At 43.3% G+C, this 24777-nt stretch carries 17 protein-coding genes; 8 read left to right on the plus strand and 9 right to left on the minus strand.

The window, feature by feature from the left end; all coding sequences use genetic code 11:
- The first annotated feature begins 517 nt into the window (after positions 1–517).
- Together EQO05_RS12135 and EQO05_RS12140 are read left to right on the plus strand one after the other, a co-directional pair.
- Positions 518–1372: a DUF1638 domain-containing protein gene (locus tag EQO05_RS12135; RefSeq protein ID WP_128506885.1), complete on the plus strand. Its 855-nt coding sequence runs from the start codon at positions 518–520 to the stop codon at positions 1370–1372.
- Between the two features lie 202 nt (positions 1373–1574).
- Complete coding sequence (locus tag EQO05_RS12140; RefSeq protein ID WP_240664636.1) at positions 1575–3764, plus strand: CHASE4 domain-containing protein; 2190 nt, start codon at positions 1575–1577, stop codon at positions 3762–3764.
- Positions 3765–3957: 193 nt separating this feature from the next.
- Here the strand turns inward: EQO05_RS12140 and EQO05_RS12145 are convergent, their stop codons facing one another.
- The 6 genes from EQO05_RS12145 to EQO05_RS12170 all read right to left on the minus strand — a co-directional run bounded on the left by EQO05_RS12145 (position 3958) and on the right by EQO05_RS12170 (position 12399).
- Positions 3958–4614 carry a YkgJ family cysteine cluster protein gene (locus EQO05_RS12145; RefSeq protein WP_128506887.1) on the minus strand — a complete coding sequence of 219 codons (657 nt, stop codon included), beginning with the start codon at positions 4612–4614 and terminating at the stop codon, positions 3958–3960.
- Positions 4615–5110: 496 nt separating this feature from the next.
- A complete protein-coding gene (locus EQO05_RS12150; protein ID WP_128506889.1) occupies positions 5111–6352 on the minus strand; it encodes an ABC transporter permease in 1242 nt (413 codons plus the stop codon).
- Between the two features lie 280 nt (positions 6353–6632).
- Positions 6633–8021: a COG1361 S-layer family protein gene (locus EQO05_RS12155; protein ID WP_128506891.1), complete on the minus strand. Its 1389-nt coding sequence runs from the start codon at positions 8019–8021 to the stop codon at positions 6633–6635.
- Positions 8018–8944 carry an ABC transporter ATP-binding protein gene (locus EQO05_RS12160; protein ID WP_205793806.1) on the minus strand — a complete coding sequence of 309 codons (927 nt, stop codon included), beginning with the start codon at positions 8942–8944 and terminating at the stop codon, positions 8018–8020. The genes EQO05_RS12155 and EQO05_RS12160 overlap by 4 nt, the downstream gene beginning before the upstream one ends.
- 925 nt (positions 8945–9869) lie before the next feature.
- On the minus strand, positions 9870–11189 hold the full coding sequence (locus EQO05_RS12165) for a hypothetical protein (RefSeq protein ID WP_128506893.1): 1320 nt from the start codon (positions 11187–11189) through the stop codon (positions 9870–9872).
- Positions 11190–11397: 208 nt separating this feature from the next.
- Entirely contained in the window at positions 11398–12399 is a 1002-nt protein-coding gene (locus EQO05_RS12170; protein WP_128506895.1) for a hypothetical protein, read from the minus strand.
- Between the two features lie 599 nt (positions 12400–12998).
- On the opposite strand from EQO05_RS12170, the gene EQO05_RS15610 reads away from it, so the two are divergent.
- On the plus strand, positions 12999–13181 hold the full coding sequence (locus EQO05_RS15610; protein ID WP_164888547.1) for a hypothetical protein: 183 nt from the start codon (positions 12999–13001) through the stop codon (positions 13179–13181).
- 381 nt (positions 13182–13562) lie between these two features.
- Here the strand turns inward: EQO05_RS15610 and EQO05_RS12175 are convergent, their stop codons facing one another.
- Together EQO05_RS12175 and EQO05_RS12180 are read right to left on the minus strand one after the other, a co-directional pair.
- Complete coding sequence (locus tag EQO05_RS12175) at positions 13563–15203, minus strand: HEAT repeat domain-containing protein (RefSeq protein ID WP_128506897.1); 1641 nt, start codon at positions 15201–15203, stop codon at positions 13563–13565.
- Positions 15204–15632: 429 nt separating this feature from the next.
- On the minus strand, positions 15633–16331 hold the full coding sequence (locus tag EQO05_RS12180) for a dolichol kinase (protein WP_128506961.1): 699 nt from the start codon (positions 16329–16331) through the stop codon (positions 15633–15635).
- Positions 16332–16548: 217 nt separating this feature from the next.
- Here EQO05_RS12180 and EQO05_RS12185 point away from each other — a divergent pair, with 217 nt between their 5' ends.
- Together EQO05_RS12185 and EQO05_RS12190 are read left to right on the plus strand one after the other, a co-directional pair.
- Positions 16549–17298 carry a carbonic anhydrase gene (locus EQO05_RS12185; RefSeq protein WP_205793807.1) on the plus strand — a complete coding sequence of 250 codons (750 nt, stop codon included), beginning with the start codon at positions 16549–16551 and terminating at the stop codon, positions 17296–17298.
- Positions 17299–17659: 361 nt separating this feature from the next.
- The gene (locus EQO05_RS12190; protein ID WP_128506898.1) at positions 17660–19534 is read left to right on the plus strand and encodes a TolB family protein; all 1875 of its coding nucleotides are present in this window, start codon (positions 17660–17662) and stop codon (positions 19532–19534) included.
- Positions 19535–19756: 222 nt separating this feature from the next.
- Here EQO05_RS12190 and pncB read toward each other — a convergent pair whose 3' ends face one another.
- Complete coding sequence (pncB, locus tag EQO05_RS12195; protein WP_128506900.1) at positions 19757–20962, minus strand: nicotinate phosphoribosyltransferase; 1206 nt, start codon at positions 20960–20962, stop codon at positions 19757–19759.
- Between the two features lie 231 nt (positions 20963–21193).
- On the opposite strand from pncB, the gene EQO05_RS12200 reads away from it, so the two are divergent.
- The 3 genes from EQO05_RS12200 (at position 21194) to EQO05_RS12210 (ending at position 24695) form a co-directional block, all read left to right on the plus strand.
- Positions 21194–22396, plus strand: coding sequence for a PLP-dependent aspartate aminotransferase family protein (locus tag EQO05_RS12200; protein ID WP_240664638.1), 1203 nt, complete (start codon positions 21194–21196; stop codon positions 22394–22396).
- Between the two features lie 211 nt (positions 22397–22607).
- On the plus strand, positions 22608–23108 hold the full coding sequence (locus EQO05_RS12205) for a type 1 glutamine amidotransferase domain-containing protein (RefSeq protein ID WP_128506902.1): 501 nt from the start codon (positions 22608–22610) through the stop codon (positions 23106–23108).
- Between the two features lie 357 nt (positions 23109–23465).
- Positions 23466–24695: a serine/threonine-protein kinase RIO2 gene (locus EQO05_RS12210; RefSeq protein ID WP_240664640.1), complete on the plus strand. Its 1230-nt coding sequence runs from the start codon at positions 23466–23468 to the stop codon at positions 24693–24695.
- Positions 24696–24777 lie beyond the last annotated feature (82 nt).

The following is a 24777-nucleotide window of genomic DNA, read 5'->3' on the forward strand; positions in this document are numbered from 1 at the left end:
GAAGAGGCGAGGGTTCACTTCATCCCCGACCTGAAGGACGGGGTATTCGTGACCCTCTGCGCTCCCATAGTAATAAAATGCTATAAATTGCCATAACTGATACTATGATGAATTGAATCCCTTATAATAGCAATTTCAGGAAATAAATGCTAAAAATGGATGAAATCCTGAGCAATTTATAACCAGATTATATATAGCCGAATATTTATAGGACCATTTATAGCCATATCATTTATAATTTAATTATTTAATCAATACTGCCATAAAGAGAAGTGGGAAGAACGGAATTAAGGAAAGAACAACTTATCCCGTCCTGTTTGCACCTATTCTCTTTTGAGGTTTTTTTTGAGAATTTTCTCAATTCTGCTGTTGATTTTATATTTGAGTACCGGCAAATCTCTCACTTGAATTCCTGAAGCAGATCTGCCAGTACCTTACTTTCTGCAGAGCATTGAAAAAAATAAAAATTACGAAGAAAGATTTAAAATAAAGATTTACGAAAATGGATACCTGAGATATGCCTGTACTGAGCATTATTGCCTGCGGAATGCTTGAAGATGAGCTTGTACATGTATTATCTGAAGACCGCAAGCTGAAGCAGTTAATCGTTGTGGAAAACCGCGACAGCTCAGGCTTTCTTCGTAAGCTCAGATCAACAAACTGCATCCCAAGGACAGTTTTCCTGGACCGTGTTCCAATGCTCCTTCAGGGCCGACACAGCCATGGTTCCAGAATTTCTGCAGGGTTTCTCTCACGCTTTCCTTTCTTCAAAAAGTTTTGCAGGAGAAGAGATTTCAGGGAAGAGGTAAGCGTTATTGTGAATCTGCTAAGCCTGGACCTGCATACCGATCTTGAGGTTTTGAAGGCTGAAGTATATAGAAATATCCGCGAGATGGCTCCGTTCTCGGATAGGATCCTTATTTTTTACGGTACTTGCGGGCACGCACTGGGAAGGCTGGAAGAAGATCTCGCAGACCTCCAGTGTCCGCTCTTTTTCCTTAAAGACAGGAACGGGGAAACCATAGAAGACTGCATAAGTTTAGCACTCGGAGGGAATGAAGCTTATGCCAGAGCCATGGCCGAATTCCAGGGCATGGGAACAATTTACCTGACCCCCATGTGGGCTTCGAGCTGGAAGCGGCTGGAGAATAAAGCCGGAAGCCGTGATTTCAATAAACATTACCTGAAAAATCCACTTTATTGCCTGGCAGCAAAAATCGATAGTGGGATTCTGAGTGATCCGGATTTTCATGTAAACGTTAAAGAATTTGCCTGCACCTATGACATGAAAGTTGTAAATCTCAAAGGCAATGTGGAAATTACCGAACAGTCCTATTTGAACGCTCGAAATGGTGCAGCTGAAAAACGGTGACTAAGTGTGTTTAAATTTTTGTTAAAAGCCCGTTTAAATCCAGATTAGCTTTTTCGGCAGGATCACGGGATCGAATACAGAGAAAGGGCTTTAATCAGTTTTGAACCGCCTGTAAGGACTGCTAAAATTTATATACTTCTTCATCTTTTTAATATACTAATCTATTGCATTCAACCTGTTTCTAGTATCTAACTTCTTTGGGGTGTCCAGGATAGATATCAGTAAAAAGGTTTTTCTAGTAACCCTTTTAATTTTTGCCGTTCTTACGGCTGCATTTACGCTTACCCATAGCATGCAGCTTTCCAGCTTTCTGGAGCTTGAACATGAGGACACACTGGCGAATCTAGAAAGAGTAAGGAATGCCGTTTCAACTCAACAGAGGTATCTTGATTATAACGTACAGGATTGGGCCTGCTGGGATAATACTTATGAATTCATAGGAGACAAAAACCAGGAGTATATAACTGCAAATCTTCAAGATCAGACCCTTGTAGGAATTAACGTTAATGTTATGATTTTTGTAAATGAATCCGGATCTGTAGTCTATGCAAAAGCAGTAAATCTGGACACTAAAGAAGAAGCGTCTATTCCTGAAGACCTGCTCAAACTGGTTAAAGACGGAACTCTCCTCACAAAAACGGAAAATGATAGCCTGAGCGGTCTTGTTCTGCTTGAGAAAGATCCAATGTTTGTCTCCTGCCATCCCATCCTTACAACAAATTCTAAAGGACCTGTTAAAGGAACTTTGATTTTCGGGAAATACTTTGACAATGCTCTTCTGACTTCTTTTGAGGATACTACCTGCTATTCCCTTAAAATGTACAGGGTCGATAAGAAAATCCCTGATGAAGTTCAACCAGAGTCCATAAGCTTTTCGGATTTTCCGGATAAACCTGTTATTGAGCCCTACAGCAATGAAGAAATAGCAGGTTTCTTTAAATTAGAAGACATTTCAGGCAAGCCTGCTCTTATTATTAAAGCGGATTTCCCGAGAAAGCTCTATTCGAATGGCAAGAAGACCCTGAATAATATGTATTTTTTCCTTTTGCTAACCGGACTTATGACAGGCATAGGAGTCAAGTTTGCGCTTGACAGGCTGTTCGTCTCAAGATTAATAGAAGTTGACGATTTCGTTACCCGGGTCAGGTCGGAAAAGGATCTTTCAAGAAGATTGTCGCTTAAAGATAATGACGAGCTCTACCGCCTCTCAAGAGAGATCAACGGGATGTTAAACGAGATTTATCTTGCAGAACAGGAATTAAAAGCACAGGAACGGGAAAAAAAGGTCCTGCTCGATTCCCTGAATGAGCTGGCAATTTTCGTAAACCCTGAACGTAAGATTATCTGGGCAAACAAGGCTGCCCTTGAATATTTGAAGCTTGATCTCGAGAAGGCGGTTGGGGTATGCCTTGAGAATATCTCGGATGTAAACTGCCCGCTGTCCGATTATCTGCAGCTTGAGCAGATATTCGTAACAGGTAATAAAAGATCAGGAGAATTTACTTCCATAGACGGCAGGGTCTGGTTTGTTCAGGCTATTCCTGTAACCGAAGAGGGCGGAAAGATTATAGGAGTTCTCGAAACCTTTAGAGATATTACGGAAAGAAAAGCCGCAGAAAGGCTTCTTCAGGAAAAACAAATCGCAGAAGCTGCAAACCATACAAAGAGCGAGTTTCTGGCAAATATGAGCCACGAACTGAGAACCCCGCTTAACTCGATAATAGGATTTTCGGACCTGCTTTATGAGCAGATATATGGTGAATTGAATGAAAAGCAGTTAAAGTCCGTCGGGAACATCTCAAAGAGCGGAAAGCATCTTCTTAGCCTGATAAATAACATCCTGGATCTGTCTAAAGTAGAAGCCGGAAAACTGGAGCTGAGTTATAAGCAGTTTGAGCTTGCCAGCAAGCTTAGCATGATAAAAAATCTTGTATCTCCAATAGCCGACCGAAAAAATATTCAAATTGAGATCGACACTGATAGCGACCTTTCCACAATCTGTGCTGACGAATCCCGATTCGTTCAGGTAATGTACAATCTTGTGGACAATGCTATAAAATTCTCCTATGAAAACGGGAATGTAAAAATCGGAGCAAGAAAGAAAGGAGATATGGTGGAAATAACGATCAGAGACATGGGAATTGGCATTAAATCTGAGGATCAGGGCAAACTTTTCAAGCCCTTCAGCCAGGTTGATTCCTTTCTGTCCAAAAAATTCCAGGGAACCGGACTTGGTCTTTCTCTGGTTAAGCAGATTGTCCAGCTTCATGGCGGATATGTCTGGTTCAACAGCAATCCGGGAGAAGGAAGCACCTTTGCTTTCGCAATTCCGATAAAGGGTAAGACAGGCAGTAGTGAAGCACCCGAATCAGGGAATAAAATACAGGACTGAAACTTAAGCGGAGCTGGAAAAGCAGACGAACAACGCAGGTTAAAACAGAAGCCGCTAAAATACTTAAGCTATTTAAGCTACTTAAGCTATTTAAGCTGTTTAAGCTATTTAAGCTGTTTAAGCTATTTGCCTTTTCACCAGTAAGTAAACCCAGTCTCCCGTCGGTGATCTGGCTCAATTATTCCGGCGTAAGTTAAAAAATGAGCTCTTCAGCCTTCTGACCAAAGTCGATACACAGCCTAGAGGTCTCGAGCTCGGCTTTCTGCAAACTCAACAATTCGTCCAGCGAAAAAATCGCATACTTGTTTTTTCCGCGTCTGCATTTTTCCAGCTCATCGTAATCAAAGCAGAGATTATCATAGCTGATTACATGCCTTAACCATTCTATCGGAATTGCAAGGTTTGATAAAAGCGGGATAGCGGTCTCAAAATAAAGCCTGCATGCTTCCTTTTTTGATAAGTTACACCAGTCATCAATAATATAATTTATTTTTTCATTCTCAATCGTCAAAATTACAGGATAGATTTTACAGAATATCGGCTTAAAATCCCCGCACTTGCATACTTCGTCTTCATTTAGAAAAGGGCATAATCTTCCTAGTTTTAACACCTGTATTTGAGTCCCGTCATCCATTTTAAGCATATCCAGATACCGGATTTTAAGATCCGAAACGCTTATACCCATTTTCTCTGCCATATACTCTTCTTCCCCGGGCAGCAGGGTACCGATCTTATTGTGTTCGCAGGCTCCTCCGCATTCTCTGCAAATATTGAAAGTATTTTGATTACTCCCACTAAACATCTTGTGGAAGTTTTCATATGTTTGCATGGGTATTTTCTTGAGAATCAACCTGAAAACCTCTGGGATCCGAGCTAGGCTTAATAAATAATTTTTTACAAGTAATATTTACATTTATGCCCAATTTACGTTTTTTAGCCAGGCATAAAAAATAGGAACTAGTCAGGCTTTAAGTCAAGAGTAATAATTAGTTTTCGCCTTCGAAAGATGTATATACAATAAAGTTTTTACAATGTTTTTCTGGCTTTTCAGTTTTGAATAGAATGAATAAAAAACAGCTTATCCTGCCTGAACATCATTTATATTTTTACTGGATATACAGGAAACAAATTCTGCCCTAACTTGGGTATTTTTTTTATGGCATCTTTAGAAAAAAGTAAAGGACTAATTAATTGTCGAAAAAGGAGCTTTCATAACTCAGGAATAACGGAAAAAAGAAAAAAAGAGCCTAAAAATTAAGCATGAAATCCGGCTCAAAAATAGGACCTGGAGGAACATTTAAAATTTCAGTTTCCCAGCCGAAAATTATCTGTATTCAGTTAACAGGTCATTCATACCTCAAGGCATCCACAGGCTTGAGTTTGGAAGCCCTGTATGCGGGGATGGCTCCGGATACAACGCCTATAACAACTGCCAGGACAAGTCCGAAGAGCATGAGGCGGGGGGAAAGGAAGATACCTGTATCACCTTCAGATCTCATCATGGTCATACCAAGCATGGGAAAGAGCGTTGAGATGAATGCCCCCAGCATAACTCCAAAAATCCCCCCGACAAAACCGACCATTGCGGAATTGAAGATAAAAATCATAAGAATATCACGATTCCTGGCCCCTATAGCTTTCATAGTGCCGATCTCTTTTGTTTTTTCAAGGACCGAAGTAAACATCGTGTTTGCAATTCCCACAGCTCCTACAATCAGCGACACGGCAGCGATTGCTCCCAGGAAAAGCGTCATGGAGGAGGTCATTTCGGTAACGGATTCAGCCATGGATTTCGATGCGGTCACGGAGAAGTCCATGTCGTCTTCCCGTACTATGTGCCTTGAAATCATGAGCTTATCCGTAATATCTTCCATTACCGTATCCACCAGGTCTTCACTTTGCGCCTTCACCATAATCGTATCAAAGACGCCTTCTTCCGCATCCTCGATCAGGCTTACTGCCCCGTCAATAGGTATATAAACACTGCTGTCCCCAAACCCGCCTTCTTCAGTCAGGATGCCAACAACGCGCACGGACTTACCTTTTATTTTTATTACCTGGTTAATTCCTATGTCCTGATCATAAATTCCACTGGCGACATCGCTCCCTATAACTGCTACGTATTTATCAGCTGGCTCAAGCAATCTTCCGGACTGCGTCTCCAGGGTAGTCATGTATTTCCAGACCTGGGGATCCACACCTGTAATCGAGAGGGTTGCATTCTCCCCTGCATAATCCACTTCTTCACTGCCGGAGATCTCACCTGCGATATGCTGTATGCCCTCTACACCCTGAAGTGCATCGATATCGTCATCTGTCAATTCAGAATCCTTAGCTGTATTGCCACCCTCCCCATGTGGGCCGGGCATATTTGACATCGCCCTGGTGTATCCGGGGCTTATGGCTATTTTCGTCAGATCCATCTCGGCAAGCCTGCTCTGGACCTGTTCCTCCATAGCATCCCCAAGAGAGAGGATGCCGACAACCGCCCCGACCCCTATAACAATCCCTATAATGGTCAGCCAGCTCCGGAGTTTGCTGTGCAGAAGCATATTCAGGGCCATTTTCACGTAGGTTGAGTTTCTCATTCCGCATCCTTCCTTTCATTTAAAACCGTTGCTCAGTTTCATCACGCCGACCATGCCGTTATCAATCAAGCATGGTTTTTGGTCAAACTTTTCTGAAAGAGTTTGCGTTTTTGATCAAACTTTTTTTGAAAAAGTTTGCGTTTTTGATCAAACTTTTCTGAAAGAGTTTGCGTTTTTGATCAAACTTTTCTGAAAAAGTTTGCGTTTTTGATCAAACTTTTTTTGAAAAATTTTGCGTTTCTAATTCCGCATCCTTCCCTTCCATATCAATAGTTCTCTTTTAGTCTCTTGTTACTCCGGAGTCGTATTTCTGGTCTTCAGTTCCTCTATTTCCGGATTTTTTTTCACTTCTTGCCTGTCTTTTCCTGCGGTATATGAACAACCCCGCTCCTGCAACTATTATTACTAAAATGAGATCAGGTGCGTATGAACTGAGGCTATTGCTGCTGCGCGCTCTCTGCCCGGATTCTGTGCCAGTGGCTGCGGATGAAGCCATTTGAACTGCAACAGCTTTGTCAACCGTTATTCTTTCCCCTCTGGCATCGGTATATTCGATCTGGACTTTTAGAGGAGGAGAAGCCGTTGAAACCGAACCTTTATTCCCTTCGGCTATAACCTCATCTGCTTTTGCTGTGCCTGGAGTCTCCTTTTTATCTGCAGCCTGTGAGCTCGCAACATTAAAGGACGCAATCGTGTAGTCTCCCTTCTCAAGGTTTCCAACAATCGATGAAGAACTCCCTGTTACCCTGAAATCTTCCTGCTCAGGAACGGACACTTTCACGGAATATGCCATATTGTTGCCCACGTTTGCGACTGAAAGGGAAATCTCTCCCGGGTCGCTTTCCGAAAAGGAAACATCGAAATCGGTTTCCCCGCCTACAAAGAGCCCTGCAGTTGTCTGGATACTTTTCTCATTGGATCCATAATCTTCAAAGCTGAGATTTACATCAAGGGTATAAAGTCCGGGGTTAGCGTTTACATCTGCCATGACCGAATAAGCAACTGTTACGGAATCCTCAGGTTCCAGATATTTGACATACTTTGTGTTATCCGAATATACCGGCAGGATAACGCCTTTGGGGTCTTTCCAGGAAATAACCATATTTTTCAGGGGCGAATTTCCGGTATTCGTTATTATAAATTCGAGAGGCTCTTCCTTTGCCAGGTCAATATTTGCCTTGTTAATGGTAACGATTTGAGCGTACTCTTTGCCCCTTACCTCGAGCTGGATGGTCTTTGTGGTTTTAACCGTTTTTGACGAGGATCCGTCCTCTCTCGCAGTTGTGATAATATGGAGGTCGTATGTGCCTTCGGAAGCATTCGGGTCGGTCATTAGCTTGAATTTAAGAGCGGCTGCATCATTATCTTCCTGCCGTGCATTCAGGTACGGGACCTGCTTTTCAAGCGATTCTCCGGACACCTTGCTGAAAGGATATTGAGGCTGGATTGCGACATTAATATTCTTCAGGTCATTACTCCCCACATTCTGTACGCTGACAGTAAGTTCGACCGGTTCCCCAGGGCGTGCAGCATCGGGATTCTGGTTAGTCACGTTTGCCTGAACGGACGAGGAATCTATCAATCCGCTCGCAGCAAAAGCCGTTCCCGCTCCCAGCGCCAGCATTGATGAATATAGAATCAAAAGCGTTAATAAAGAAAATTTTTTCATATCATTCCCTCCGGTTTATTTTGCGTGTATTCTTCAATTTTTTCTATCTGGCCATCCCTGATGTACACAATTCTTGTAGCGTATTTCACGAGTTCCAGGTCGTGGGTCACAATGATTATTGTCTTGCCTTCTTTTTTGTTCAAACCGTAAAGAAATTCCAGAATATAGTTCCCGGTCTTGCTGTCAAGGTTTCCGGTAGGCTCATCCGCCAGGATTACAGGCGGGTTCACAGCCAGCGAGCGAGCTATTGCAACTCTCTGCCTCTGCCCGCCTGAAAGCTGGGAAGGAAGGTTATATTTTTTATCTGAAAGTCCGACAATCTCAAGCAGGTATGCCGCTTTTTCCCGGGCCGTACGTGCATCCTCTTCTAGAAATTCAAGAGGCAGGAGCACGTTTTCCTGAGTATTCAGAGTGGGAATAAGGTTGAAACTCTGGAATATGAAACCTATCATCTGCCCCCTGATTCTGGCAAGTTCGGATTCGTCAAGTTCCGAGATATCGCTTGAGTTCAGGAAGACCGTGCCCTTCGAAGGTAAATCCAGGCAACCCAGCAGATTCATAAGTGTGCTTTTTCCGCTCCCGCTAGGGCCAAGAACTACAAGGAATTCTCCTTCGTAGATCTCAAGATTTACTCCCCTGAGGGCTGCAAATTCAGACTCCCCCATCTGGTAGGTTTTCCAGACATCGGTCAGTTTGATAAGCGGAACTTCCTTCTTCCCGGAAAGCTTCCCTGCATCAACATTCTTGACAAAAGCACCGCCTGGACCGTTATAAGGGTTGTTTTTTATAGTCTCCCCGGGATCGTCCATCTCAGAATAAATATCCGACTCACCGTAGAAATCTGCGGCTTTATCGAGCGAATTCAGAATACCTGAGACATTTAATTTCGTTTTAAATATCTCTATAATTTCAGTAAGTGCCATATACACCCTCTAAATCATATCCCGCCTCTTCAGGGCAATTTCAAGAACTCGGTTTTTTTGTCCATACTCCGCCTGAATGTCAGTTTGATAGTTCCTTACCGCTTTAGCCTGAAATTTTACTATTGCAATTGGCCGAAATATTATAATGTTAAATTTTTTACAACCGTTAACCCGAAATTTCTCCTGTCACTATTATTTGCCTTTAATCGCCGAGATTAAAAAAGGCAGGGCTGATAACTGATCGGAAACAGATTGAAAGCCAACCGCGTTTTTGGGGCATTTGCAAATGCGAAATGCCCCATTTTATGGAGTGTAGTTTTAACTGCTTCCTTCATTCGTTCATCAAATGGGAAAACTGAATGTCGATTGAAGGACCCCTGACTCAGGTTGAGAGGTGTTCGTGCCTGCATGTTTTTCTACTGAACGCTGACGGATTGAGGCATCTGCGAGATGCAGTAGATCTATCTCCCAGCTTACAGGAGAAGGCAGTCAACCCCTTCATTGGTATTTAATAATAAAAGCATACTTAACCACGAAGGGGAAGATTAGGGAATGAATTTATCAGTGAAGCTTTTCCGTGAGTTATATCACCAATTAATTCTTTAGAAGCCCTCTAAAAAATTATTATGTATCTCTTAAAGGGTTAATTTACGAAAGAGTTGCAAAAAATACATTATTTCTAGCTGCCAGTTTTTCCATTAAACAGTTCTGAGGCAATCTGGTCTTAACCCGTTCAGATCTTACCCGTAACAGACCGCCACAGCAAACAGAGGAAAACAAGCGTATAACAGGGAAAATAACAAAAAAGAGATAGGCACTTCTAACAGAGGAAAACAGGCACATCCCATAGAAAAAAGTAAGCATACCCGATTACACGGAAATCATGAATTTGAAAAACTAAATCGAGAGGTATCGTATCCTGAGTTTAGCGCTCTTCATCTTTCAGGATCACAACGTTCCCGCGCCCCCGCTTGAACTTTTCGATCAGTTCTCTTCTTTCCAGGTCCGCAAGCATGAGGCTGACTTTTCCTTCGGAGTATTTCAACCTGCTGCGCAGGTCTTTTTGGGTAATCCTGCCTCCCTGACCCCGAATTATATCCATAACCTCCTGGAGGTCTGTGGGAAGCGGAAGCTTCTTTCTGGAAGCGGGAATCTCAGTTTCAGGGCTCTCTGAAGGGTTATCTGCAACTTTCTCAGAGGAAACTTCCTGCAGCTCGGATCCAGCCAATTCCATTCCATTCGCCTGAATATCCGTTTTAATTTCTGCTGGCTCCCCCTGCAGCAGCTTTTCCGTGGTTTCGGATGCTGGCTCTTTTAATGGCACTTTTACCGGTTCTCCCACGGGCTCTATTACCGGTTCCTTGAGAGACTCTATCACAGGCTCTTTTACAGAGACTGTTATCGGTTCTGTTGCAGATGCAATTGAGGGCTTTACCCGGGATTCCTTTATCTGAGACCCCTCATCTGGTTCGGATTCCAGGTTATCAGGAACCTCTAGACTTTTTTCTACGTTTTTATGGGAAAGCTCTACCTTTCTATCAGGAGCTTTCGCCGAAAGCCCGGATACCTTGAAGGGTTCGGAAGGCTCTCCGGCCGTATGCCCTTTCTCGGTAATATGCTCCTTTCTTTGAGGCTGGTTTTCTTCTATTTTCTTATCCTTTCTGGCGAGCCTGTAGCTTGCTGCAAGCAGGAGAAAGAGTAGAAGGGCTGCCGACAGGTAGTTCAAATTTAAAGAACCAGCCCAGTTATGATCGGCTGAATCCTTATTGCTTGAATTATCTGTCTCAGAGCTGGTCATCTGACCTGTATCAGCATCGGTTACGGGATTTACATTATTCGCTGATGAGTTTTCTTCACTTTCGTTCGGGGTTTCGGAAAATCCGTTTACTTCAGAGCCGTCCATTAGCTCTTTGGAATAGACCGGAAGAAGGAGAAGGTCGAGTACGTATTTTCCTTCGTCCTGGATTTTGAGAGTCTCTTCTGCCGAATAAATAAGAGTACTGCTCTGATAATAACTCGCTTTAATAGTGTAATCTCCAGGCACCAGATCAAAAGAATACAGGCCGTATTTTGCTACCATGGACTGCGAGGGAGTCGAATTTACCTCAACTACGGCATTTTCCAGGGGCTCGAAGGTATCCCAGCCATATACAGCGCCGTGGACTGTGGCCGTGCTGTTTGCTAAGGCAGGTCCAACTAAAGCAAGTACAGCCGTGATACAAATAATAAAGAGCCTCAGATTCATTTTTTATAAACCCAGAGTTGCATTTTGATTTTATATTCTTCCAGGCATTTTTGATTCTTATATTCAAGGTTCGAGGGCTCACCGGGATAAGGCGTCTATTGCTTTTGATTTCCGGATTGGTTCGGTCAATACCTGTAATATTACTTCCTGGCCTGTCCCCGATTACCTTTTATTACCCTGTCCGTGTGTACCCTGTATTATCGTCCTTTCAGTCAGGCCCGTGTTCTCCGTGACCCATTTTTTCTTCAAAGAGAGGTTTCGCCCAGTTCTCTTCTTTTACTGCTCCATCTTCCTCTTGAACGCTGTATGTGCCGTTTCCCTGGAAAGCTACATAACCTTCCCCGTCTGCAGTGAGGGTAATGTTTTCACTGCTTAACATTACTGTCTTACCGGAGCCTGAAACCCTGATATCGGCAGAATTTATATGGTAAAGGCGAACCCTATCATGCATATCGTTTTTCTCTTCAAATGTGTAGTCCCCCTCTATATCAATTTCGGAGTCCCTGGAAAGATCCCCAATTGCCATCTTTCCTTCTTCCAGGTGCAGGTTCAGGGTGAAACTGCCCATAAGGATAGCCTTTCCTTTTCCTGCTGCACTGAGCCGGGATGTTCTGTTGAGTTCTTCGCTTCCAGGCATCAGAAGCTGAACCTCATCGAAAATATCTTTCAGCACATAATTAGCCTGGATCATACTTTCCTGTGACCTGATCAGGTAGTCCCTCTGCATGTCTCCGGATAAACCATTATATGCATCGGAATCCGTAACTGAGCTATTGTTCTTCCCGCCTGCGGCTGTATCTGCAAGGGCTCGGTATTGCTTCGCCTCTTCTACAAGAAGGTTATATTCTTCAAGCAATACTTCAAGTCTGCTGACGTCTTCCCCTTCGGCTTTATAGCGTTCAATCCCGCTTTCAAGCCGTATTGAAATGATTTCCGCCTTCTCGATATTGCTGTCAAGAAGGAATGTTGCTTCTCTCAGATCATTTATGGATTCATAGCCTGGATGTGGCCCTCTCGGAAGTGAATCAGGGAGATGCATGCCTTGCATTAAGGGTCCTTCACAGTCCATGAGCCCTGCATACGGGCAAAAAATAGTCCTGTAAAGGCCTTCTGGAGCCCTGGAAGTAGAAAACTGAGTCTCCTCATCAACACAGCCTGAGGTCACAATAACTCCTGCAATTATAAGGAGGAACAGAGATTTGATTTTCATACTGGGCACGTCCTGTGGAAAGAACTGATTGCTGGACTGTACTTTTTATTCAAGTTCCTGTATTTAATGTTTGGTTATTTCAATGTCTTTCTGGTAAAATGGAATTTTTCCGAATAATGTCAGGCGTATATTAACTCCAGGAAGTTCCGGGTTTTGCTGTTTCTACGAATTTTACCGGAGCCTTCGGAAGGCTGCAGAAACAGCAGTTTTTCCTCCGGGTTATACGGCATCTGCATCCTTTTGCAGTTTTCTCGTGTTCAGGGTAGATGTTTAAAAATTTATTAAAATAGTCCATTAAAAGGTTAAAGAGCTGTCAGGAACTATCGGACTAATATCGCAGGGCTATACACATATGGTTTCCTCAATGCCTTACCCGTTTTTACTTGCACAGTAAAGGGCTATATTCTGGAGCATACTTCCGGGTTCCTGGGTGGATGATACTGCCCGATATGTTCCTGACAGAAATGTTATATCTGGATTTAAAAATAAAAGAATACTTACTTTTTCAGTAAGATTAATGGATTGAATTTACGGTTAACACTTTAAGAGAGATTCTTTCTGGATTTAATCCTTTATATGCCTTAATTATCAAATTCCAGGTGCCCGGATCTCATATAAAGGCATTTAATGAACAATTTTATCTTATTTTGAGCTATGTCCCTAATTTAAGCAAACACATTCCTGACTTCAATTACACAACGGACAGGATTGCGGAACTCACGCCCCTGATGGAAAAAATCGAGGAAGCCGAATCCTTTAACGAACTGAAGGAAATAATATAATCAGCCAGAGATACTGCGATGGATGTAATGTACGCTAGCAGTCCTGCGCGCCAGGGGGGTTGCTGCCCAATGAGTCAGCCTTGCCGAGTACAGGATAATTCAACTGAAAACAAAACCGACAACAGCGCCTGAAGCTAATAAGGGAGAACCAGCGCACTGAAGAACTGCAGTTCTGCCGAAGAAGGCGCTTTTCTTCCGAGACTGAACAAAGTGAAGACTTTTTTTTTCGGCAGACCAGGGAATAATTTGAATCCTTTTAACTAACCTGAGAAAAATAAGCTTAGAATTTAAAAAAGACCGCAAAGGAAGGATTTTTCTTCTCTTTCCTCTTGCGCTTTTATAAGGTTTTAATTTTTTTCACTTACAGTGAAATCGGTGTTTTTAATATTTCAGTTTCAACTTCATCCCGCAGAAAGGGCAGAAATTAGGAGCAGTGGGAAGATTCAAACGTCTTGAACAGTATGGGCATGTCAGCCCGACACTCTTTCTTTCTCCCGTACTTGCATTTTGATGGGCTCTGGATTCCTCAGTCTCTTCAGCAGATATTGAGAGCTCAAGCTCCTTAAGAGAGGTCATGTTATGGATACCACCTGAGAGATTTGAAATTTCAACCCGAACTTCAGAATTACCGCCTGACAGACAACCCTTCTGGGCAGGCTCCGCATCAGGAATTTCAGCCTCTGACGGAGAGGTTGCCGATAGCGGATTTGATTTATTAATTCTTTCGAGAGCTTTTAATGCGGTTCTTCGTACGCAGGCGTCTGAATTTTCACTGGCTCTGACAAGCGCTGAAATTGCCTCAGGGGTACCGATTTTCTCAAGTGAGCCGATTGCGGCCTTTTGCATCAGGCTTTCAGGGTCTTCAAGAATGCCTACCAGTTCCGGAACAGCCTGCTGTGCTCTGAGGTCGCCGAGTGCTGAAGCCGCAGGTTCTCTGACTGCAGCTTTATTATCCTTAAGTGCTTTTAAAAGCCCTGAGATAGCTTCAGGAGTGCCTGCTTTTCCAAGTCCCACAACTGCTGATTCCCTTACAGAACTGTCAGGGTCATTAAGAGCTTTCAGCAGCCCTTCTATAGCTTCAGGGGACCTGTTCTTTCCGAGAGCGCAGGTAATCGTCTTTCTTACGGAGTTTTCATATCTATCGAAGGCTTTAACAAGTCCCCGAGCCGCTTCGGGAGAATCGATATCTCCCAGGGCATCTGCAGCCCTGCTTCGCAGGTACCAGTCCGGATCGTCCAGGGCTTTCAAAAGCCCCGAAACTGCCTCAGGCGTTCCCATCTTCCAGAGGGTTTCAATTGAAGTTTTTCTCACATCCCTGCTTGAAGCTCCAAGTGCCTTGATGAGCACAGGTATAGATATCGACGAACCTATGATTTTACAAAGGGTTTCGGACGCAGCTTCCTGTACAGGCTGCCTCGGGTCCCTGAGGGTTTCCATTAGCTCGTCAAGTACATCCGATTTGCCCCTCTTGCCGAGGGTTTCGGCTGCGTGCTTCCTTACTTTATTATCGGAATCCTCAATTGCCTTTACCAGCAAGAGAGCAGCTTCATAAGTATCGATTTTTCCGAGAGCCGTTATTGAGATCCTTTTCAGCGAGTCATCCGGATAATTCAGGGCTTTCTCAAGACCGTAAACAGCTTCTCTGGAACCTATCCTCATCAGGGCTTTCACGGCCTCCTTCTGAACAAACCTGTCCGCGTCCCCAAATCCTTTGACAATACCTGAGATCGCTTCAGGTGTGCCTATTTTTTCAAGAGAGGCGATTGCAGTTTTTTTAACGGGGCTTTGAGGGTCATCTAGTGCCTTTATTAAGCCAGGCACAGCTCCCGGAAGATTAAATTTTCCAAGAGCTTCTGCAACGGCTGTTCTTACCTTCGGGTTTGAATCTTCCAGCGCTTCAATTAGCGCGGGTAAAGCATAAGGGTCTCCTAGTTTTCCAAGCTCTTCGGCAGCAGCGGCTCGATTTCCTGCAAAAACCGAACGTTCCAATTTCTTAATCAAATCTTTTATACTTTCATCCATTTTCCTTTTATCCCCCATCAGTATAAAACTTTATCCGGATTTATTTCAAAACAAAATATTTAGTAGGATGCAGTTAAATGGGCTTAAAATAAATAGAATGTGCCCAACTCTTTGAATTTTGATCCCGGAACTTTCAACCCGGAACCCCTTATATAGTAGCTGCATAATCCGGACATAATTTAACCCAAATATTTAACTTCGTGCCTAAAAAGACACAGGTGCCCCTCCTCACACTTTGGAATTTAACCCATGACATTTTGCATTTTTAAATATATTACATCCTAAGATATATGAACTTTTAGATTGATAATATAAATAATATGTAGATGTCAGGTTACTATCAGGTTGCAGTAATATTTAAAAAAACTTTAATTGAAATGAAATTATAAATTGAAAAAGTAAAGATAGTCAGTAGCTTCACCAGAAAGCTCAATAAAGGGAAGCCGTAAGCGAAGGAAGATAATAATGAGCTGCGAGCAAGATTAACAGGCCGGATACCGGCACAGTAACATTATCATCTATATTCTCTATCCTCTCCACAAATGAACATATTATTCCTGCAAAAATTCCAGCAAGACCCATCTTTGCGCCGATGATTATACACAGCACCAGCATGCCTGCAGTGCCTTCCCAGGCTTTTGTCCTTTTATTATATTTAAGGTTCCTTATTACACCCGTAATCCCGTCCCCGTACGCCATAAAAAGCACCGGAACCACTCCAAGCCAGAAGCTCCTGTCAATGTACCAGGTAAAAAGCACTATCAATCCCCAGCTCAATGAGAAATCCACATCATAGAGATTTTCAGGGTCCTGAAACCAGTACATCCTCCTGTTGAGTTTATGCGGCAGATAGGTTATAAGAGCAAGACCGAAAGCAGTAGCTGCCGGCACAATAGGCTCATGGGCGACAAAGGGAAGCAGCATTGCTGTCAATCCGCCCGCCAGGAAATGGATTGCTTTTCTTGAAAAATATATTGAAGAATTAACCGACCTGCCCTTTTCTAAAGCAAATTCATATACTTTTTTTGAGAGAACCAGAATCACGAACAGATTCCAGACTGAAAGTACCGCAAATACGGGCAGGTCTGTCAGTATGGATTCCAATGAGATTTGAAGCACAGCCTCCATAACACACTCCATATCATTTAAATATAAGAATTTTTTGAATCTGTCATAGTTCTCCCTGGTTAAATCCATCAGAAAGAGTTTTCGGATTACAAGTTTGATTACAGAACGACTTTTGTGGGCTAATCATTCACCTTTTTTTATATTTTTATCTTTTTCCAAATAAAAATAGAAATGTCTATATATTTTATAATCTTCATACTGTTAATGGAGGACCTCTATGAGATTCAACAAGCAGATCTTTACAATCCTTATTCTATCTCTTTCACTGGCCCTTGCAGGGAGCGGGTGCATCTCCGAAGGTGAAGGAGCAGAGGACAATGTTGCACAGGAAACAACCGAGAGTGAGTTTTCGAATATCAGGGAAAATCCGGTAACACCGTGGAATCCCGAACCTGTAGCGCCTGTGATTGAACCTACAGCCTGTATTGACCCCCAGGCTTCAGTCATAGGAAATGTTACAATAGGCGCTAGCGTTATGGTTTCCCCCATGGCATCAATTCGGAGCGATGAAGGAATGCCGATTTTCGTCGGAAACAGGACCAATGTCCAGGACGGAGTTGTGCTCCACGCCCTTGAAACAATTGACGAGGAAGGAGAAACCGTAGAAAAGAACCTTGTTGAGATTGAAGGCAAGAAATATGCAGTATATATAGGAGAAAATGTTTCGCTTGCCCATCAGGCCCAGGTTCATGGTCCGGCGTCGGTAGGCAGTGATACCTTCATCGGAATGCAGGCTTTCGTTTTCAAGTCAAAGGTAGGAAATAATTGCGTGCTTGAGCCGAGATCGGCAGCAATTGGCGTAACCATTCCTGACGGCAGGTATATCCCGGCAGGCACGGTTGTCACTTCCCAGGCCGAAGCCGATAAACTGCCAGAGGTTACTGACGATTACGCATACAGGCACACTAACGAGGCCGTAGTATATGTAAACGTCAACCTCGCCGAAGGGTATAATAAAGCTTCGTAATTGAGATGACCCTGCAGCCCAGGGTATTAAGATAAAGAAAATCAATCGATAAAAATAAAGAAAGGAAATAATGCGATAAGGAGAGCCAACTGATAAAGTTGAACCTTATTTAACCTGAGGTTTACCCGGAATTTCGGATTTTTTTCTCTCCGGGTAAATTTCTATTTTGCTTTCGAATTTCTTCCCTTGCCTGACAAAAATGTAAGCCTTTGGCTAATTATGCCATTGTCTCAAGTTTAATTTATAAACATGATCCTGAATTAAGCTCGATATGTATAATATGAACCATGGTTTCTATATATTATATAATTAATAATTTATATTCATAGAATCAATTTTTTTAAGTTAACGGTGATAATTCATGAGAATAATGTGCAGGTATCTATCCTTATTTTTATCTCTTGTATTTCTTACCCTACCTGCAGGTGCAGAACCTGAGACCGTATCCGGATACGGTAATTTTACGGGGGAGCCTGGATGGAACGTAACGCAGAATACTTCACAGAATTATTTTTATTCCGATTCGGGCTTGATTTGTGTTGTTACAGGAGAGGTCGAAGGTTATGGAGAAGAAATTTACCCGGAAGATCTTGTGGAAAACATTACTTTTCTTACTGACAGCCCGGAACCGGAATTATTCCCGGTATGGACTGCCGATGGAAATCATATTATGTACACGGTTCAGAGAAACGGACCCGGAAATTCCGAATCGTATACAATGAGAGCAAACGGAAGCGAGATAAGGCGAACAGGCATAGCGGAAGGAAACTTTACTGGCTTTAGCGATATAAATCCCAATGGAACAGAGCTGGTTATAACAAAGTCAATTGATTCCCAGCCTAGCCTCTACCTTGTAAATCTTGAGAACGGAACAATAAGCCCTGTTGCAGACGATCCCGATAAGTCCGAAGGTTGGGGAGCCTGGTGCCGGCTGGGACGGAAAATCGTATACACGCAAAAATCGGGAGATTCACCTTCCCAGCTCTGGATAGTTGATAGGGATGGGAGCAGCAAGCACAGGCTCGGCAATTCCGAAAATATTGGAATGGGAAAAGACTGGTGCCCTCTCGGCCTGAAGGTCCTGTACAGCGCTAAAAACTCAAAGGAAAAGCCTGATCTCTGGGTAATAGACTGGTATGGCACAAACCAGACTCAGCTGACGGATACTCCATACGGGGAATGGAATCCTTCCTTTAGCCCTGATGGAAAAAGAATAGTGTACGTTTCGGACGAAGGAGGTAAGCCTGAAATCTGGCTCAGGGATATAGAAGGAAATTACAGGACCAGGCTTACGAACAGCGCCGGAATGATTGATTCGATCCCCAGATGGAGCCCTGACGGCTCAAAAATCGTTTTTGCTGCGCATAGCCGACAGAACATTTCAGGCAATTCCACGATGGATAGCTTGACTTCTGCTTTATCAGGTGATTCTGATAACTCTATAATCAGTTATAGCCCTGCAGTAACAAACGATTCCACGGCAGAGAATAACTCCGAAGCAGAAAATACGGTAGTAAACAACTTTGAGGCAGGAGATAGTTCTACAGCAGAAAATTATTCTATATCAGAAGATAATTCTCTAATAGCAAACAATCCTTTAACACACGATTCAGGTTCCATGCCGGAAAATGGTTCGAATTATTCAATAACAGGCAATTCTGACATTGCTATTATACAACTCGGTCCCGTATCTGCGGCTTTTCCTTTACCGAAAGTTACAGGTGTCAAAATCAACACTACTCACGAGATTTCTAAAGGTGGAGCTGTCAATATTTCCATAACCGTAAAAAATGAAGGGCGAAACGCAAGTGAGGGTTACATTTCGGTTTCTTTCCCTGATGGCGGAGAACTGGTAAAAGCGGAAGGAACAGGCGACGATATAAAGATATATCCGGAAGGAAGCCCGATTCAGGGGAAAGCTGGGGAGCTTCCTGCGCAATATATACTTGTAGAACTTGTCGAACACGAATGGGTTAAGGGACAGGAAGAAAACCTCAATCTGACACTAATAACCGAGAATGAAACCCTGAATAATGAAACAATAAGTAGCGAAACCCTGAATAATGAAACAATAAGTAGTGAAACACTGAATAATGAAACCGAAGAAATTAGATTCTTTGTGCGGGCTGCACTGAAGAATGACCTTACAGACGCTTACACAAGAGATCCCCAATTCTCTGAGGATCTCGACCAGCAGGGTCTGGAGGTCTATACACATTCTGTATCTGTGTCATGAAAACCGGAAATATCGTGCTGAACTTCGATTTTTCATTTCACTTTTTGCTTTATTTAACCTCTTTTCCGTTTTTCATTTTTTTATTTTTTTAATTTTATTAATGCTGTCAATTTTCCCATTTTTTATTGCCCTGTGTAATCTTTATCCACTTCGTACCTTCAAAAGCAAACCGGTTTAATGCAGGTTATTCCAGAAGTTTTATACGTGATTTTAATTTTTTACTCATTCATCGAGACCTTTTCTTCCGAAAATATAATTTGCAACCCTTATGGCATCTCTTTCTCCGGTTTCCTTTTCCGGAGAGTCGCTCAGTTTTACGACAGGAATGCCGTCAATGCTGTGCAGCTTTATGACCATGTTAAGAGGGGGGCTTTCGCGGAAGAAGTCGGAATTATTGGTAAGGCTCGTGCCTATGCCAAAGCTGCAATTGATTTTGCCTTCGCAGTATTTCTTGAGCTGAATTGCTGTATCCGCGTTGAGGGCATCACTGAAAACGATTAACTTTTTCATGGGGTCAATACCCATTTTCCGGTAGTGCTCTATCACAGTATCCACAAAGTCGTAAGGGTCTCCACTGTCGTGCCTGAAACCATCGTAAATTTTCGATAGCTTCAGATCCATGTCCTTGAAAAAGGCATTCGAGCCGAAAGTGTCCGTAAGAGCAATTCCCAGGTCTCCGTTATAAACTTCTATCCAGTTTTCAAAAGCAAACCGGTTTGCATACCTTAGCCCTACAAGCGCCGAGGTGCCCATAATCCACTCGTGCCCGACTGTCCCGATCGGTTTCAGGCCGTATTTTTTTGCAAAATAAACATTGCTTGTTCCCATAAGGGTTTTCATTCCAGTGAGGATTTTCATCACACGGTCGTGAAGCTCGGAACTTCTTCGCCTGCGGGTTCCGAATTCCGAAAAGAGGCAGTTATTTTCCTCAAGGGATTTTCCCATCTCAAAGATTGTGCTCTCATAAGCAGCCAGTACGGGTTCGGAAGTGCAGCTATTTTTCGAGTCCTCTTTCCATGCTTTTTCCAGGGTTGTGAAATAGAGCTCGGAAACCGCAGCCATAAGAACAATTTCCCAGAGAATAGTACTGTGCCACGGGCCTTTTATACGAATATCGAGATCTTTTTCTTCGGTAAGGCAGACTTTTACCTCATCTGGCTTGAAGCGGAAATTTTTAAGATATTCCAGGTACATGGGTTTCAGGTAAGGGCAGTGCCCGGAAAGCCAGCCGTATTCTTCTTCCGTCAATGCTAACTTTGAGATATCTTCTCTTATAATCCTCTCCAGTTCTTCTACAAATTCCTTAGAAAAGCGCTGAGGACCCCGGTTGGTAAACCGGTATTCAGCTTCAGCTCTGGGAAAAAGTTCAAGCACTGCAAGTTGCATGGTGAATTTATAAAGGTCGTTATCGAGTATGGATTTTATCACTGAAGGTCTTCCTGTATCGTTTTAAACTGCATATAGAGCAAATCTGTCTTTTTATTAATCGTACCTTTTGCTCCACATATATACCCGCTATATTTTTAAAATTTCTGACACAGCGTAATAATGCCTGAAGATAAAATCAAATTTTCTTTATTAACCTCCCGAAAGCCGGATATTTCTTCCCGCCAAACAAATAATTACCCGAAAAGCAAATACTTATTCTGGAGATTGATTTTGAAGGGGCTTGGGGAGATGGAAAGAAAAGTGAAGTTCGCAACAAAATGTGTACACGCAGCAGAAAAGCCGGATCCGGTATTCGGGGCGCATACGACTCCTATATTCCAGACTTCAACGTTTATTTTTGAAAATGTCAGTCAGGGGACAGCAAGGTTTGCAGGAGAGGAAGCAGGATACGTGTATGCCAGAATTCCTCCTAATACCCCCACACATGCAGTTCTGGCTGAAAAATTTGCTGAGCTTGAAGGTGGAGAAACAGGGCAGACCTTTGCCTCTGGAATGGCAGCAATTACCGCAATCGCACTCACTTCCCTCAGGCAGGGAGACCACCTTATATCAACGGATGTGGTATACGGCTGCACTTACAGCCTCTTTTCCCAGGTTTTGCCGGGGCTTGGGATCGAGGTCAGTTTTGTAGATACCTCTGAAACCGAAAATGTGAGACAAGCTTTCAGACCCGAAACAAAAATGGTCTTTCTTGAGAGCCCTGCCAATCCCACACTCACTGTATGCGATATCACGGAGATCGCAGGCATGGCGAAGGAAAACGGGGCTCTCTGCGTCGTGGATAACACTTTTTCAACCCCTTATTTCCAGAGACCTCTTGAGCTTGGCGCAGACCTTTCCCTGAGTAGCTGTACAAAATACATAGGCGGGCACGCGGACCTGCTTGGCGGAATTGCTGCAGGAAGCAAGGATTTCATGAATCGCATGTCTTCAATTGTCGGGTATACGGGAGGCATTATGGGTCCCCATGAAGCCTGGCTCTGTATCAGAGGGCTTAAAACCCTGCACATCCGGATGGAAAGGCATGCTGAAAACGCCATGAAAATTGCGGAATTTCTAGAATCCCGCCCCGAGGTTGAATGGGTCAGGTATCCCGGACTTCCGAGCCATCCCCAGCACGAACTTGCAAGCAAGCAAATGAGCGGATTCAGCGGTATGCTCTCTTTTGAAATAAAGGGCGGAATCGAAGCAGGGAGGAAGCTCATGGATAATGTAAAACTCTGCTCTCTTGCCGTAAGCCTCGGGGCTACGGATACCCTGATCCAGCATCCTGCATCGATGACCCATGCATGTGTCCCATGTTCAGTGAGAAGGAGCGTAGGCATAACTGACGGGCTCGTCAGGCTCTCGGTAGGGATCGAGGCTTCCGAAGACATAATTGCGGATCTTGAGCAGGCACTGGAAGCAATTTAAGCCTGCCAGACAGGGCCGGGCTTTACCTGTTTTATTTTCGAAGTCAGACAAGGTATATGTGCTTCAGGAATAATCTTTCATTCGCAAATTAAATCTGAAAATCAGATACGAAAATTAAACCTGTAAATTGAACTGTAAATTGAACTGTAAATTAATCCTGTAAATTAAAGACATACGTTTAAACCGTAACATAAAACTGGGGGAGTTTCATATGAAAGCACTTGTATTCGGAGCCGATGGTTTTGAAGATCTTGAACTTTTCTATCCTTACCACCGCCTGAAAGAAGAAGGAATTACAACGCATATAGCCTCAATGAAAAAGGGACCGATAAAAGGAAAGCAGGGGTATGAGATTGAGGCTGACGTTGCTTTTAAGGATGTAAACCCTGCAGATTACGATATTCTCGTAATTTCCGGAGGAAAGGGTCCTGAAAAAATGAGGCTAGACGAGAGCGCCCTTGAGATTGCAAGGCATTTTTTCAAGGAAAACAAGCCTGTTGCTGCAATCTGCCACGGTCCTCAGGTTCTTATCTCCGCAGGCCTTATAAAAGGAAGGAAAGCAACCTGCTGGATTGGCATAAGGGACGATATTATAGCCGCAGGAGCGCATTACGAGGACAAGGAAGTTGTTATAGACGGAAACTTTGTATCCTCAAGAAGCCCTGCTGACCTGTATGCTTTTGGGAGAGAAATGATCAAGCTGCTGGAGTAAATGATCAACAATTGAACAGGAAATACAAATCTGAGATCTAACTTCTAATCTCAGAATCTTTCCTTAACTTTTAAGTTTATTACTTTCAATTCGTCCCTGTTTCTAGCTTTTTCCGGCATTTTCTTTAAAACCCGCAGAATAGCTTGACAGAAATCATATGTTTTAGCGAAGCTATTTACAATAGTTTACTCAAACTCTATAAATGCCGCCGACATGCAGAAAAGCTAATTCTATTTCTTCATTTCAGATTGCAAGTATCTTCTAGAACCCCACGCTGTCTCGCTTTCCATACCATATCGGGCGCAGAGAATTCAATCCAGATTATAAAAGGTCGTGAGGAGTCATTATTTAAATATCGTGGATCATAGTACTATCAAGATGATCGACGAAGCGCTGAGGGTTTTTAAGGAGCTTGACTCAAAGGATTTCAGGATCCTGACTGGCATTGAGACCGGAATGAAGCATTTTGAATGGGTGCCTATTGACGAATTGAATAAATACACCAGGCTGCCTTTTGAAAAGCTGGAGTACAGGCTGAAGAAGCTTGTCCGGAATAAGCTTGTGGTCAGGACAACGCAGCCATATGAAGGTTATCAGATTTACTTCGAAGGATATGATGTCCTTGCCCTCAATGCCTTTGTCAAGCGAAAAAGTATCAGTGCAATCGGGGACGAAGTCGGGGTAGGAAAGGAATCGGTTATTTATGAAGCGATCCTGCCTCCCGAGCTCGCGATTGGGGAGCCTGTCCCGGTCGTGATCAAGTTCCACAGGGAAGGGCGAACCAGTTTCAAGCAGATAAAGCGGGTGCGTGAGCATCTGGGGGAAAGGGAACACTTTTCCTGGATCTATGCAGCCAGGCTTGCCGCCCAGCGGGAGTACGGGATCATGGCTGCCCTGTATCCCAAAGTCTCAATCCCGAAGCCTTTTGACCATAACAGGCATGCAATAGTCATGGAACTTGCGAAAGGCAGCCTTCTCTCAAAAACAAAACTTCTTGACCCTGAATGGTATCTTGATGAGATTCTCAAACAGGTGAAAATTACCTATTCGCTGGGAATCATCCACGCCGATTTAAGTGAGTACAATATTTTTGCTTCCGAAGAAGGTGTCCAGCTAATTGACTGGCCTCAGTATATCACGCCTGAGCACCCTCATGCTGATGAAATTCTCGAAAGGGACGTTTCGAATGTACTGACTCATTTCTACCGGAAATACGGAATTAAAAGGGAGCTTGAAGAAACGATCCGTGAAATTAAGAGTCAGGCGCCCCGAAATGCAGGAGACAAAAAAGAAGGCGAAGAGAACAGGGTCGGCGGTAATGCAGAAGAATGGGAGCTTGAGGAAGAGCCGGAAGAAAAAATTTTTGAAGAGGATATACTTCAGGAGGAGGGCTTTGGAGCCGAAAACTTCGAAGCCGAAGAATTTGAGGTTGAAGAGATTGAAGCCGAAGAATTCGAAGCCGAAGAATTTGAGGCTGAAGAGATAGAAGCCGAAAAATTCGAAGCTGAAGAGATAGAGATCAAAAAAATTGAGACTGGAAAAACCGAAGCCGAAAAAACTGAAGAAGATACAGAGAAGGAAACCTGAAAGCATAGGATTTCAAAATAATTGCCTCGAAAAAATAGTCTTAAGATAGAGATTAAGTTCTGTCCACTTCAAACAACAGATT

Origin of the sequence: Methanosarcina sp. MSH10X1 (assembly GCF_004099695.1) — an archaeon.
Lineage (GTDB): Archaea > Halobacteriota > Methanosarcinia > Methanosarcinales > Methanosarcinaceae > Methanosarcina.

Excerpts from the sequence above, each read along its gene's own strand:
- EQO05_RS12175 (WP_128506897.1), bottom strand. The coding sequence starts at position 15,203 with ATGGATGAAAGTATAAAAGATTTGATTAAGAAATTGGAACGTTCGGTT.
- EQO05_RS12135 (WP_128506885.1), top strand. The coding sequence starts at position 518 with ATGCCTGTACTGAGCATTATTGCCTGCGGAATGCTTGAAGATGAGCTT.
- EQO05_RS12180 (WP_128506961.1), bottom strand. The coding sequence starts at position 16,331 with ATGGAGGCTGTGCTTCAAATCTCATTGGAATCCATACTGACAGACCTG.
- EQO05_RS12155 (WP_128506891.1), bottom strand. The coding sequence starts at position 8,021 with ATGAAAAAATTTTCTTTATTAACGCTTTTGATTCTATATTCATCAATG.
- EQO05_RS12170 (WP_128506895.1), bottom strand. The coding sequence starts at position 12,399 with ATGAAAATCAAATCTCTGTTCCTCCTTATAATTGCAGGAGTTATTGTG.
- EQO05_RS12160 (WP_205793806.1), bottom strand. The coding sequence starts at position 8,944 with ATGGCACTTACTGAAATTATAGAGATATTTAAAACGAAATTAAATGTC.
- EQO05_RS12205 (WP_128506902.1), top strand. The coding sequence starts at position 22,608 with ATGAAAGCACTTGTATTCGGAGCCGATGGTTTTGAAGATCTTGAACTT.
- EQO05_RS12185 (WP_205793807.1), top strand. The coding sequence starts at position 16,549 with ATGAGATTCAACAAGCAGATCTTTACAATCCTTATTCTATCTCTTTCA.
- EQO05_RS12150 (WP_128506889.1), bottom strand. The coding sequence starts at position 6,352 with ATGAGAAACTCAACCTACGTGAAAATGGCCCTGAATATGCTTCTGCAC.
- EQO05_RS12165 (WP_128506893.1), bottom strand. The coding sequence starts at position 11,189 with ATGAATCTGAGGCTCTTTATTATTTGTATCACGGCTGTACTTGCTTTA.
- EQO05_RS12190 (WP_128506898.1), top strand. The coding sequence starts at position 17,660 with ATGAGAATAATGTGCAGGTATCTATCCTTATTTTTATCTCTTGTATTT.